This window comes from Hydrogenophaga sp. L99, assembly GCF_058731905.1.
Map to the genome: position 1 here is coordinate 1,185,315 of NZ_CM178972.1, position 11,685 is coordinate 1,196,999.

The 11,685-nt window shown below is 62.3% G+C and carries 11 protein-coding genes; 8 read left to right on the forward strand and 3 right to left on the reverse strand.

Annotated elements, in window-relative coordinates:
- Positions 1 to 57: 57 nt before the first annotated feature.
- From AC4QBL_RS05650 to AC4QBL_RS05660, 3 genes are all read right to left on the reverse strand, one after another.
- The gene (locus tag AC4QBL_RS05650; protein WP_472899071.1) at positions 58 to 1,662 is read right to left on the reverse strand and encodes an NAD(P)H-hydrate dehydratase; all 1,605 of its coding nucleotides are present in this window, start codon (positions 1,660 to 1,662) and stop codon (positions 58 to 60) included.
- A 20-nt stretch (positions 1,663 to 1,682) separates the two neighbouring features.
- Positions 1,683 to 2,180 carry a peptidoglycan-binding protein LysM gene (gene lysM, locus AC4QBL_RS05655; protein ID WP_472899072.1) on the reverse strand — a complete coding sequence of 166 codons (498 nt, stop codon included), beginning with the start codon at positions 2,178 to 2,180 and terminating at the stop codon, positions 1,683 to 1,685.
- A gap of 198 nt (positions 2,181 to 2,378) precedes the next feature.
- A complete protein-coding gene (locus tag AC4QBL_RS05660) occupies positions 2,379 to 3,671 on the reverse strand; it encodes an FAD-dependent oxidoreductase (RefSeq protein ID WP_472899073.1) in 1,293 nt (430 codons plus the stop codon).
- A gap of 343 nt (positions 3,672 to 4,014) precedes the next feature.
- Between AC4QBL_RS05660 and rpsB the strand changes: the two genes are divergently transcribed.
- The 8 genes from rpsB (at position 4,015) to rseP (ending at position 11,681) form a co-directional block, all read left to right on the forward strand.
- Positions 4,015 to 4,770, forward strand: a complete 756-nt coding sequence (gene rpsB, locus AC4QBL_RS05665; protein ID WP_472899074.1) for a 30S ribosomal protein S2 — start codon at positions 4,015 to 4,017, stop codon at positions 4,768 to 4,770.
- A 114-nt stretch (positions 4,771 to 4,884) separates the two neighbouring features.
- Positions 4,885 to 5,802, forward strand: coding sequence for a translation elongation factor Ts (gene tsf / locus AC4QBL_RS05670; RefSeq protein WP_472899075.1), 918 nt, complete (start codon positions 4,885 to 4,887; stop codon positions 5,800 to 5,802).
- Between the two features lie 176 nt (positions 5,803 to 5,978).
- On the forward strand, positions 5,979 to 6,689 hold the full coding sequence (gene pyrH / locus AC4QBL_RS05675; RefSeq protein ID WP_472899076.1) for a UMP kinase: 711 nt from the start codon (positions 5,979 to 5,981) through the stop codon (positions 6,687 to 6,689).
- A 44-nt stretch (positions 6,690 to 6,733) separates the two neighbouring features.
- Entirely contained in the window at positions 6,734 to 7,294 is a 561-nt protein-coding gene (gene frr / locus AC4QBL_RS05680) for a ribosome recycling factor (protein WP_472899077.1), read from the forward strand.
- A 51-nt stretch (positions 7,295 to 7,345) separates the two neighbouring features.
- Positions 7,346 to 8,104 (forward strand): polyprenyl diphosphate synthase, encoded by a 759-nt coding sequence (gene uppS, locus AC4QBL_RS05685; protein WP_472899078.1) that lies wholly within the window; start codon positions 7,346 to 7,348, stop codon positions 8,102 to 8,104.
- Positions 8,097 to 8,930 carry a phosphatidate cytidylyltransferase gene (locus AC4QBL_RS05690; RefSeq protein WP_472899079.1) on the forward strand — a complete coding sequence of 278 codons (834 nt, stop codon included), beginning with the start codon at positions 8,097 to 8,099 and terminating at the stop codon, positions 8,928 to 8,930. Before uppS ends, AC4QBL_RS05690 begins: the two co-directional genes overlap by 8 nt.
- A gap of 136 nt (positions 8,931 to 9,066) precedes the next feature.
- Positions 9,067 to 10,251, forward strand: coding sequence for a 1-deoxy-D-xylulose-5-phosphate reductoisomerase (ispC, locus tag AC4QBL_RS05695; RefSeq protein WP_472899080.1), 1,185 nt, complete (start codon positions 9,067 to 9,069; stop codon positions 10,249 to 10,251).
- A gap of 65 nt (positions 10,252 to 10,316) precedes the next feature.
- Positions 10,317 to 11,681: an RIP metalloprotease RseP gene (rseP, locus tag AC4QBL_RS05700; RefSeq protein ID WP_472899081.1), complete on the forward strand. Its 1,365-nt coding sequence runs from the start codon at positions 10,317 to 10,319 to the stop codon at positions 11,679 to 11,681.
- Positions 11,682 to 11,685: the final 4 nt, after the last annotated feature.

Genomic DNA, 11,685 nt, shown 5'->3' on the forward strand with positions numbered 1-11,685 from the left:
ATACCCAAGCCCATAAGGCTCGCAAACGCTTGCCCGGCCTGAGCGAACAGATGGCGGTTACCCGATCGGGTGCACCCGGTCAGCCAGCCGGCTGGCTGTGAGTGTCTTTATGACGCCCCCTTCAGCGCCCAAAAAATCTGTGGCCACAGGCCATTGGTCCGCCAGCCAGCCGTGCTGAAACACCGCGTGGGCCAGTCGCTCGTGCTGTTGCTCGGGTGTCAATCCGGGCTGTGCCAGGGCACTGCCCAGCATACCTGCGAGCACATCACCCGTGCCGGCAGTGGCCAGCCCTGCGTTGCCCGTGGGGTTGATCCGCGGAATCTGCTTCGGCGCGGTGATGACGGTGCCTGAGCCTTTGAGCACGCACACGGCGTTGAAGCGCTCGCTCAGGGTCTGGGCTGCAGTCAGGCGGTCCGCCATCACGTCCGCGGTGCTGCAGCACAGCAGCCGTGCAGCTTCCAGTGGGTGTGGTGTGAGGACGGTGGACCAGCCTCGATCACTGCGTTCGCTCAGCAGCGCCTGAAGCGTTGTGTCGTTGGCGACGGCATTCAATGCATCAGCATCGAGCACGAGGGTGTGGGCGCCAGAAAGAATATGGGGCAATACCGTGGCCACGGATGACCCACCGCCGCACCCGCAAACCACAGACGCATGGGTCAGCAAGGGGCTGTCCAGCAGCGTCTTGACGTTGCGAAACATCAACTCGGGACTCGAAGGGTCCCAACGCACGGCGTTTGTTGCCGCGGGCGGGTGGGCTTCCAGCAGTCCCACATACACGCGGCCGGCACCTGCGTGCAGGGCCGCGCGAGCAGCCAATACGGCGGCTCCGGTCATGCCCGATCCGTGGGCTGCAATGTCTTGTCCGCCCACGACCACCACGTCACCGAAGCTCCCTTTGTGGCTTGCGTGCGATCGTTTTGACTGGAGTCGCGCAGGGTCTGCCCAGCCGTTGAGACGTGCGCAAGGTGGGTGGTGATCCGATGACGTGACCTGCAAATCATCAAACCAGACCCGACCAGCAGCATCCCGTCCATCGGCGGTGAACAGGCCGGGTTTTAGCGCGAGCAGCGCCAGCGTGTGGCGGCTGCCAGCCGCTCCCAGGACTGCACGGCTCAATGGCATCCAGGTGCCGGTGTCGGCGTTCAGGCCGCTGGGGACATCCACGCAGAGCACTGTTTTTGGGGTGCCGCGCAAAAGCTCTACCCATCGCTCAGCCAGTCCCTCGGGCGCCCGTGAAAGACCGATGCCGAATACCGCGTCAATCGCGAGGTCGTAATCTTCGGGCGGATGCGCGGCAAAGCACACGCCAGCGGCTTGCGCCTGGCGCAGGGCTTGTGCGGCGTCTGGAGGTAGCGATCGGTCTTTGGAGGATGGGCCAGCCCAGTGGGTGACCACCACCCGTGTCGAGCTGCCGCTCGACCGCGCCCATTGGTGCAGGTGGGTTGCCGCAATCAAGCCGTCGCCACCGTTGTTGCCCGGTCCGCAGGCGACCCAGATGCAGCGGGCGTGGGGTTCCAGTGCGCACGCCAGCCGCGCCACGGCCAAGCCCGCGCGGGCCATCAACTGGTGCGGAGGCAGGCGCGCGGCTACCTGTAGCTCCATAGCCCGGGTGGCCTCAACGCTGTAAAGCGCGTCGGTGCAGGCCGCGTTAACCGGTCGCATGTGCGTAACTGAGCCTGTGATCAGGCCGCCGGAATACGCAGCACCTGGCCAGGGTAAATCTTGTCGGGGTGGGTCAACATGGGCTTGTTGGCCTCAAAAATCTGAGGGTATTTGTTGGGCGTGCCGTAAAAGGCTTTGCTGATCTTGGACAAGTTGTCGCCCTTGACCACGGTGTACATCTGCGACTCGGGTTCTGGGGTGGCCACGGTCATCAAGTCGTTGACCTGGGTGACGCTGGCGACGTTGCCGCAGCACAGCACCACTTTTTCACGCGTGGCCTGATCGGGCGCGATGCCGGCTACCGTGACCGTTGCGCTGGCGGGGTCAAAGCCAACGTCGAGCGCCTCGATCTTCAACCCCATGCTGTTGATGTACGTGGCGATGGCCTGGGCGGCCGTCTGGCCTAGCGCGGCAATCTGCTCTGGGCTGGGCGCCGTGGCGGCGGGTGCAGCGGCCTCCGCTTTGCCAATGCCGAAGAGTTTTTCGCCGGCTTCCTTGATAAAACTGAACATGCCCATGGTGTTGCTCCTTGTGTTGGCTGTGGAAATTGAAGAAACACATCGTGCTGCCTGACGCGACCCCGGTCAAGCCGGTGTGTGTCATTTCGCGCCCATCATGTGCCTTGTGTGTTCACTGCTGCGCAGTCCGCCATGCGCATGAGGGCATTTCACCACGGGCCAACACTCGCGCGTACCCTTTGCGGTGGGCTGGTTGCGTCAAAGCCCGAAGCGTGCGGGGCTGTAGTCCGCCCCATCTATGTCGGGCTTCGTGCCACGTATTTGGTCGGCCAAGATACGCGCGCTGCCGCAGGCCATGGACCATCCGCTGTTGCCGTGCCCCAGGTTGACCCATACGCCGGGCAGTTGGGTCGGCCCCAGCACGGGGAGTCCGTCGGGCACACAGGCTTGCGCGCCATGCCATTCTTGCGCGCTGCCGCGGGTGTCTGCCATGCGGGCGGCGCCTGGGTACCAATCGGACAGCACTTGGTAAAGGCGTTTCAATTCGCTGGCCGACTTGGCTCCAGCAGAACGCCCAAATTGTTGGCCACCACAAACCCGGACCCGTTGACCCAGTCTCGAAATGGATATCTGTTGGTGTGCATCCAGCACCGCTGACAGGGGCGCGTCCAAGGGTTCGCGAACCGCTGCACTGACCGAGTGTCCAAACACAGGCAGCATAGGCAGTCGCAGACCCAGTGGCCGCAACAGGGCAGCGCCCGCCGCGCCGGCGCACAAAACGGCTCCGTCGAAGTGCACGGTTTCGCTGTTGCCAGCCCCGGTCTGGGTCGGCGATAGGGTCAGCTTGACACCCATTGCCTGGCCGGGCTCCACAGCCACGCGGTCAAGAGTGGCTCCAAACTCAAACTCGCACCCCAGCTTTTGCGCTTCGGTCTTCAGCTGCAGCGCAAACTGGCGGCAATTGGCCGAAGCCTCTCCTGTGATCTCCAGCGCGGCATGCAGAGCGGTGCCGGCATTCAGTGCTGGCTCACGCAGGCGGGCTTCATCGGCAGAGAGCACCCGGCCTTTCCAGCCCATGTCGGCCATGACTCTCAGGGGTTCCTGTGCGTTTGCCTGGTCTTGTTCTGTGCGCCAGAGCACGAGCATGCCGTCGGTCCTGTCGTAATCCAGTTGCAAGGCGCCGGTCAAAGTTTGGAGGCGTTCGTGGCTGTAGTGGGTCAACCGAAGAACACCCTGCAGCAGCTTCGTGTGGCGCTCGGCTTTGCCGGCGCGCAGCCATTGCCAAAGCCAAGGCCATTCCTTGCCGCGCGGCCAACTGCCCAGCTGCAGGGCGCTGCCGGGGTTTGCCCAGGGCATCAGAGCGCCCAGACCGCGGCCATTTACTCCCCCAAACGCATTCCAGCCGGGCGCCAGCAGGCTGCCGCTGGCGAAACTGCTTTCTTCGGCGGCGGTGTTGCGCCGCTCAAACACGGTCACCTCGTGCCCGTCCAGCGCCAGTTCATAGGCTGTAGTGATGCCCACAATGCCCGATCCAACGACGGCGAGCTTCAAGAGGATCTCCCGCTGGCTTGGGCGCATGGCGCGGTGAAGGCTGAAATGGCGCTGTGGGTGCGCTGCGAGCAGTTGCGGGGCATGAAGGTCGCTGAAACGTCCTCCAGCGCACGGAAGCGGGCGCCGGAGTGGGTGTTGATGGGTAGTTTCCCGTGCGGCTGCTATAATCGATTGGCTGTGCGGCGGGCTGCCTCACCACGGATGTGGTCGGGGGCCTTAAAAGCAGCAAAGCCAATCGCAAACCAGCCCAACCGGGTGTTGCCTTGGAAGTGAAAGCGCACAAGCGCTGCGCAACCAGGTGATCGGGGCTGGATTTTAGTCTTAACCTCTGGAAAGAAATCTTATGTCTATCTCCATGCGCGAAATGCTGGAAGCCGGTGTCCACTTCGGTCACCAAACCCGCTTCTGGAACCCCAAGATGGCTCCGTACATCTTCGGTCACCGCAACAAAATCCACATCGTCAACCTCGAAAAGACGTTGCCGTTGTTTGAAGATGCCGCCAAGTTTGTGCGTCAGCTGACCGCCAACCGCGGCACCATCCTGATGGTGGGTACCAAGCGCCAGTCGCGCGACATCGTGGCGCAAGAAGCCCGTCGTGCTGGTGTGCCGTTTGTGGATCAGCGTTGGCTCGGCGGCATGCTGACCAACTTCAAGACGGTCAAGACCTCGATCAAGCGTCTGAAAGAGATGCAGGCTCAAAAAGAGGCCGGTCTGGACAGCATGTCCAAAAAAGAGCAGCTGACCTTCTCCCGTGAGATGGAAAAGCTGGAAAAAGACATCGGTGGCATTCAGGACATGGCTGCACTGCCCGATGCCATTTTTGTGATCGACGTTGGTTTCCACAAAATCGCCGTGCTCGAAGCCCAAAAGCTGGGTATCCCGCTGGTTGGCGTGGTGGACACCAACCACTCGCCCGTGGGCATCGACTACGTCATCCCTGGCAACGACGACTCGGCCCGTGCCGTGGCGCTCTACGCCCGTGGCATTGCTGACGCCATCCTTGAAGGTCGCAACAGCGCTGTGAATGACCTCGTGAAAACCGTGGTGGCTGAAGGCAACGACGAGTTCGTGGAAGTCAAGGAAGACGCAGCCGCCTGATTGCTGCTCTTTCGAGAAAGAGGGGCTCATGGGCCCCTTTTTCACAAGTCAACTGGATCAATTGAATGATGTGTGCCGCCTGCTGAGGCGGTGCGATCAACGGAGAACTGAAAAATGGCAATTACTGCAAGCATGGTCGCTGAACTGCGTGCCAAGACCGACGCGCCGATGATGGAGTGCAAAAAAGCGCTGACCGAAGCCGACGGCGACATGGCGAAGGCCGAAGAGTTGTTGCGTGTCAAGCTGGGCACCAAGGCTGGCAAGGCCGCTAGCCGCGTGACGGCTGAAGGTGTGGTCACCAGCTTCATCGAAGGCACCACGGGTGCCATGGTGGAAGTCAATTGCGAAACCGACTTTGTGACCAAGAACGACAGCTTCCTGGCATTGGCAAACGCTGCGGCAAAGCTGGTGGCTGAGCACAATCCTGCCGATCTGACCGCCTTGGGCGAACTGCCCTACAGCCAGGACGGTTTCGGCCCCACCCTGGAAGAAGTGCGCAAGGGCCTGATTGGCAAGATTGGCGAGAACATGAGCTTCCGCCGTTTCAAGCGCTACAGCGGTGCGGGCAAAGTGGCTGGCTACTTGCACGGCACCCGCATTGGCGTGCTGGTCGAGTTTGACGGCGAAGAAGTGCCTGCCAAAGATACGGCGATGCACATCGCCGCCATGAAGCCCGTGGCGCTGACCAGCGCAGACGTGCCTGCCGAGTACATCGAGCGCGAGCGCTCGGTGGCCACGGCCAAGGCCGACGAAGCCAACAAAGAGCTGGTGGCGGCGGGCAAGCCCGCCCAGAGCGACGAAATCGTGGCCAAGCGCATCGATGGCGCGGTACAAAAGTACCTCAAGGAAGTTTCCTTGTTCAACCAGCCTTTCGTGAAAAACGACAAGCAGACCGTTGAGCAGATGCTCAAGGCAGCCGGCACCACGGTGAAGGGTTTCACTCTGTATGTGGTGGGTGAGGGCATTGAGAAAAAAGTGGACGATTTCGCCGCTGAAGTTGCAGCCCAGGTGGCAGCAGCCAAAGGCGCCTGACTCCCGACGGGGCTTGCCCGTGCCCCTGCTGAGAAGATACAACGGGCCGCAAGGCCCGTTCTCTTGTGGGGTGCAGGCTTTCAGCCTTGGTCCACATGGCGCCAGTGCCGAACGGTGCTTGCTTCGCTACACTTATCGGCTGAACGTTTTATTTTTGCCTTCGAGAAAGTTGTTTCATGCCTGCCTATAAACGGATCCTGCTGAAGTTGTCGGGCGAAGCCCTGATGGGCGACGACGCCTTTGGTATCAACCGGGCCACCATCGTTCGCATGGTGGAAGAAATCGCTGAAGTCACCCGCCTCGGTGTTCAGGTGGCCATCGTGATCGGTGGCGGCAACATTTTTCGTGGTGTGGCGGGCGGCTCGGTCGGTATGGACCGTGCCACGGCCGATTACATGGGCATGTTGGCCACGGTGATGAACTCTCTGGCCTTGGCCGACACCATGGACAAAGCGGGTCTGGTGGCGCGTGTGATGTCCGCCATTTCTATTGAACAGGTGGTGGAGCCTTATGTCCGCCCCAAGGCCTTGCAGTATCTGGAAGAAGGCAAGGTTGTGGTGTTTGCGGCAGGGACCGGCAACCCGTTTTTCACCACCGACACGGCTGCCGCCCTGCGCGGTGCCGAAATTGGTGCGGAAATTGTGCTGAAGGCCACCAAGGTGGACGGTGTTTACAGCGCCGATCCCAACAAAGACCCGCTGGCGACACGCTACGCCAGCCTTTCTTTTGACGAAGCCATGTCCAAAAACTTGCAGGTGATGGACGCCACAGCGTTCGCGCTGTGCCGCGACCAGAAGCTGCCCGTGAAAGTGTTCTCGATCTTCAAGCCGGGCGCTTTGCGCAATGTGGTGCTGGGTGGGGACGAAGGCACGCTGGTTCACGTTTGATGCCCTGCAGGCATCGCCAATTCAAGACGCAGTGAGGAGTATTCATGAGTACCGCCGAAATTCGCCAGACCGCTGAGCACAAGATGCAGCAGTCGCTGGAAGCGCTGAAAAACAGCCTGTCCAGAGTCCGTACCGGACGACCCAACCCGCAGCTGCTCGACACGGTGCACGTCGACTACTACGGTTCCATGTTGCCGCTGTCCCAGGTGGCCAACTTGTCGCTGTTGGACGCGCGCACCATTGGCGTGGCCCCGTGGGAGAAGAGCATGGGCGCGAAGATTGAAAAGGCGATTCGGGAGTCTGACCTGGGTCTGAACCCCTCCAGCCAGGGAGACATGATTCGCGTACCTATGCCGCCCATGACCGAAGAGCGCCGCAAGGAATTGACCAAGGTGGTGCGTACCGACGGCGAAGCGGCCAAGATCGCCATTCGCAATTTGCGCCGCGACGCGAACGAGTCGGTCAAGAAGCTGGTCAAAGACAAGCTCGCATCGGAAGACGACGAGCGCCGTTCGCAGGACGATGTGCAGAAGCTCACCGACCGCATGATCAACGAGGTCGACCGGTTGGTGGCCGCCAAAGAGCAGGACATCATGGAGGTCTGAGACCCCCGGTTTTTTCCATCAACACCCGCACGTCGACCACACCATCCCTTCATGGCTGAACCCTTTTTGCCTCTTTGCCCGCCGCCCACCGGGATGCCGCACCATGTGGCGGTGGTCATGGACGGCAATGGGCGGTGGGCGCAAAAACGTTGGCTGCCCCGTGCCGCAGGCCACAAGCATGGCGTGGAGGCTTTGCGCAAGACGGTGCAGGCGTGTATCGAGCGCGGCATTCCCGTGCTGACGGTGTTCGCGTTTTCGTCGGAAAACTGGAAGCGACCTGCGGAAGAGGTGACCGGCCTGATGGAGCTGTTGGTCATGGCGCTCTCGCGCGAGGTACCCAGCTTGAAGAAGCACGGTGTCCGGCTGTATTTTCCCGGCGACCGCAGCCAGCTTTCCGTGCGTGTCGTGCAAGGTCTGGAAGCGGCCGAGGCTGACACGGCGGACAACAACCGTCTGGCGCTCAATGTGTGTTTCAACTACGGTGGCCGCTGGGACGTGGTGCAGGCTGCCCGCCGGCTGGCCCAAGCCGGGCGCGAAATTACCGAGCAGAGCATGTCTGAGGTCACTGCGCTGTCCCATGTGGGCGATCCTGACCTGTTGATCCGCACCGGGGGTGAGTTGCGCATCAGCAACTTCCTCCTCTGGCAGTCTGCGTACACCGAGCTGTATTTCACCGACTGCCTTTGGCCCGAATTTGATGCAGCCGAGCTGGACAAGGCATTGACCGATTTCGCAGGCCGCCAGCGCCGCTTTGGGCAGACGGCCGAACAAAGCGCCGCGGTGGCAGCACCGGAGCAGCGGCATGCTTAAGCAGCGCGTCATCACCGCGCTGCTGCTCCTGGCGGTCTTGCTGCCCGCTTTGTTTTATGACGCCATTGAGCCTTTTGCCCTGTTGGCTTTGCTGATGATCGTGGCCGCCGGCTGGGAATGGGCCCGGCTGAACGGTTGCCGCTCTGCCAAGGCTGTGTCGCTGGGGGTTGGATTGGGTCTCGCGCTGGCCGCTTTTTGGGTTGCCGGCGGGCTGGCCGTGTCGTGGCGCCCGTTGTGGTTGGCGGTAGGTGGGCTCTGGACCGTGCTGGCGTTGGTCATGCTGAGGCGTGGTGTGCCCGGCTGGGGGCGCTGGCCTGTTGCGCTGAGGCTCTGGATTGGTCTTTTCCTGCTGGCCTGTGCTTGGCTTGCGCTGGTGCAGGCGCGCCTGATCGGGCTCGAATTTTTGCTCTCCGTGCTCGTGCTGGTCTGGATGGCCGACATTGCCGCCTACTTCGGCGGCAAAGCGATGGGACGTCGCAAACTGGCGCCCACCATCAGCCCCGGCAAAAGCTGGGAGGGTGCGGTGAGCGGTGTGCTCGGTGTGTTTTTGCTGGCAGCTGGCTGGCTCTACGCCGATGCCCAGGGGCTGGGTGATAGCGGCAGTCTGTACGCGCTGCTCTGGGCCAATGGCACCTGGCTGGCGGCGCTCGCCTTGTTGTTTTTGGTGGCCATGGGTGTGGTGGGCGATCTGGTGGAGTCTTTGGTCAAGCGCAGTGCGGGGGTTAAAGACTCCAGTCAACTGCTGCCCGGCCATGGGGGCGTGCTGGACCGTGTGGATGCCTTGTTGCCCGTGTTGCCGCTGGCCATGATGCTGGCAACGCTCTGAGCGGCTGAGCGTCCTTCGCTCATGCCCGCTCGCCATTTCCAGACCCACTTGCTCGGCCTTGCCAATGCGCGCCTTGACCAGGTGTGCTTGGAGGCGTTGCTCAGGCCCGCCCGAAAATTTTTCTACCTCTGATGCCATGACCACCATGCAATTTGTCACCATTTTGGGCTCAACCGGTTCGATAGGAACCAGCACGCTCGACGTGCTGGCTCGCCACCCGGAACGCTACAAGGTGTTTGCGCTGACGGCGGCCACGCAGGTGGAGCTCTTGCTGGCGCAATGCCAGCAGTTTTCGCCCCGATTCGCTGTGATGACCAGCGCCGACCATGCCCAGCAACTTGAGCGCCGCGTGCGCGAGCTCGGCCTGGCCGTTGAGGTTTTGGCTGGGCCACAGGCGTTGTGCGACGTCAGCACCGATGCGGCGGTGGATGCCGTGATGGGTGCGATCGTGGGTGCTGCGGGCCTGGCGCCCTGCCTGGCTGCGGCCCGCGCGGGCAAAAAGCTGATGCTGGCCAACAAGGAGGCGCTGGTGGTGGGCGGCGATCTGTTCATGGACGCTGTTCGCACCGGCGGCGCCACCCTGCTGCCCATTGACAGCGAGCATTCGGCCATTTTCCAGTCGTTGCCGGAAGACCCGACGGCATGGGCTCGCCGTGTGCAGAAGATTGTGCTGACGGCCTCGGGCGGGCCGTTTCGCACACGCGATCCAGCCACGCTGGCCGCGGTGACCCCCGCGGAAGCCTGCGCCCACCCGAACTGGGTCATGGGCCGCAAAATTTCCGTGGACTCCGCGACCATGATGAACAAGGCGCTGGAGGTGATCGAGGCGCGTTACCTGTTCGGCCTGGCACCCGCACAAATTGAGGTGGTGATCCATCCGCAAAGCGTGATCCATTCGATGGTGCAGTACACCGATTCGTCCGTGGTCGCGCAACTGGGCACACCCGACATGCGCGTGCCCATTGCTTACGGGCTTTCATGGCCGGAACGCATGGCCTCGGGTGCGGCCTCCTTGGATTTTTCCAATCTGGCTGCGCTGACCTTCGAAAAACCCGATAAGGAGCGCTTCCCGGGTCTTCAACTCGCCTGGGATGCCTTGGCCGGGCCCACAGGCACCACGGCGGTGCTGAACGCAGCCAATGAAGTCGCGGTGGCGGCTTTTCTTGATGGTCGTTTGCGTTTCGACCAGATCCACACGGTTAACCATGCAACTTTGCAGGCCGTGGTGCCCTCCAAACCGCAGTCGCTGGACGACTTGCTGGCCATTGATGCCGAGGCCCGGTCGAGGGCCGGCTTGATGGTGCAGCAGCTTCCCGCTTGATTCGACGCAGGGCTTAACCCCACTGCGCTCGGTCTGTTCCCCGTTCATCTGGTCATTGAGGTCTCATGCTCACTCTGGTCGCTTTTGTTCTCGCCTTGGGTTTGCTGATCGCTGTTCACGAGTATGGCCATTACCGCGTGGCGGTGGCCTGCGGCGTCAAGGTCTTGCGCTTCTCCATCGGCTTTGGAAAGCCCTTGTTGACCTGGCGCCGCAAAGGCAGCCCCACCGAGTTTGTGTTGTGCGCGTTGCCCTTGGGCGGCTATGTGCGCATGCTGGACGAGCGCGAAGCCCCGGTGGACCCGGCTGAAAAGCACCTCGCGTTCAACACCCAGCCGCTGCGCTCCCGGGCGGCCATTGTGGCCGCTGGTCCGGCGGCTAATCTCTTGCTGGCGGTCGCTCTATACGCACTGGTGAACTGGACGGGTGTTGAAGAGCCCAAACCAGTGTTGGCCAGCCCCGCAGCGTCTTCTCTGGCCGAGCGCGCAGGCTTGGTGGGCGGCGAGTGGGTGTCGCAAGCGGCTGCGGCAGACGCCGAGCCCACGCCGGTTGCTTCTTTTGAAGACTTGCGCTGGCGCCTGACGCAGGCCGCACTGTCGGGTGACAACATGACCCTATGGGTGGCGGGCGAAGAGGGCGGTAGCGCCCGGCCCGTGACCCTGGCGCTGAGCGAGATGGATGTGCGTGAAGCCGATGCGAGTCTGTTCCAGCGCATTGGCATCCTCGGGCCGTGGACCGCCCCCGTGGTGGGCGACGTGATGGAGGGGGGGGCCGCTGCCGCCGCCGGGTTGCGATCGGGCGATGTTGTTCAAAGCGTTGATGGCCTGCCCGTCAGTGATGGTCAGCGCTTGCGCGGCCTCATCCGTGCGGCTGTAGGCCCTGCGGGCCAAGGCATTGAGCAGCAGTGGGTGGTGGATCGCAACGGCCAGCGTCAGGCGTTGTTGGTGAAACCCGTTCCCGAGCAACAGGCGGGCGCCTGGGTTGGGCGGGTGGGTGCGTACATCGGTGCAGCGCCCGCCATGACCACCGTGCGGTTTGGCGTGCTGGACGGGTTCACCCAGGGCGTGGTTCGCACGGCCGAGGTGTCATGGCTCACGCTCAAAATGATGGGGCGCATGGTGATTGGCGAAGCGTCGATCAAAAACCTCAGCGGTCCGTTGACGATTGCCGACTACGCGGGCAAATCGGCCAGCCTTGGTATCACTTCTTACCTGCTGTTTCTCGCGCTGATCAGCGTCAGTCTGGGGGTGCTCAACCTGCTGCCGCTACCGGTCTTGGACGGTGGACACCTGATGTATTATCTTTGGGAAGGTCTCACTGGCCGCAGCGTGTCCGACGTCTGGATGGAGCGGCTGCAGCGCGGGGGTGTCGTGATCCTGATGGCGATGATGGCCATTGCCTTGTTCAATGATGTGGCCCGTTTGGCTGGCTGAACTC

What these genes read in the sequence shown, in the direction of transcription:
- AC4QBL_RS05650 (WP_472899071.1), bottom strand. Translation starts at nt 1,662, where the DNA reads ATGCGACCGGTTAACGCGGCCTGCACCGACGCGCTTTACAGCGTTGAG.
- lysM (WP_472899072.1), bottom strand. Translation starts at nt 2,180, where the DNA reads ATGGGCATGTTCAGTTTTATCAAGGAAGCCGGCGAAAAACTCTTCGGC.
- rpsB (WP_472899074.1), top strand. Translation starts at nt 4,015, where the DNA reads ATGTCTATCTCCATGCGCGAAATGCTGGAAGCCGGTGTCCACTTCGGT.
- tsf (WP_472899075.1), top strand. Translation starts at nt 4,885, where the DNA reads ATGGCAATTACTGCAAGCATGGTCGCTGAACTGCGTGCCAAGACCGAC.
- pyrH (WP_472899076.1), top strand. Translation starts at nt 5,979, where the DNA reads ATGCCTGCCTATAAACGGATCCTGCTGAAGTTGTCGGGCGAAGCCCTG.
- frr (WP_472899077.1), top strand. Translation starts at nt 6,734, where the DNA reads ATGAGTACCGCCGAAATTCGCCAGACCGCTGAGCACAAGATGCAGCAG.
- uppS (WP_472899078.1), top strand. Translation starts at nt 7,346, where the DNA reads ATGGCTGAACCCTTTTTGCCTCTTTGCCCGCCGCCCACCGGGATGCCG.
- AC4QBL_RS05690 (WP_472899079.1), top strand. Translation starts at nt 8,097, where the DNA reads ATGCTTAAGCAGCGCGTCATCACCGCGCTGCTGCTCCTGGCGGTCTTG.
- ispC (WP_472899080.1), top strand. Translation starts at nt 9,067, where the DNA reads ATGACCACCATGCAATTTGTCACCATTTTGGGCTCAACCGGTTCGATA.
- rseP (WP_472899081.1), top strand. Translation starts at nt 10,317, where the DNA reads ATGCTCACTCTGGTCGCTTTTGTTCTCGCCTTGGGTTTGCTGATCGCT.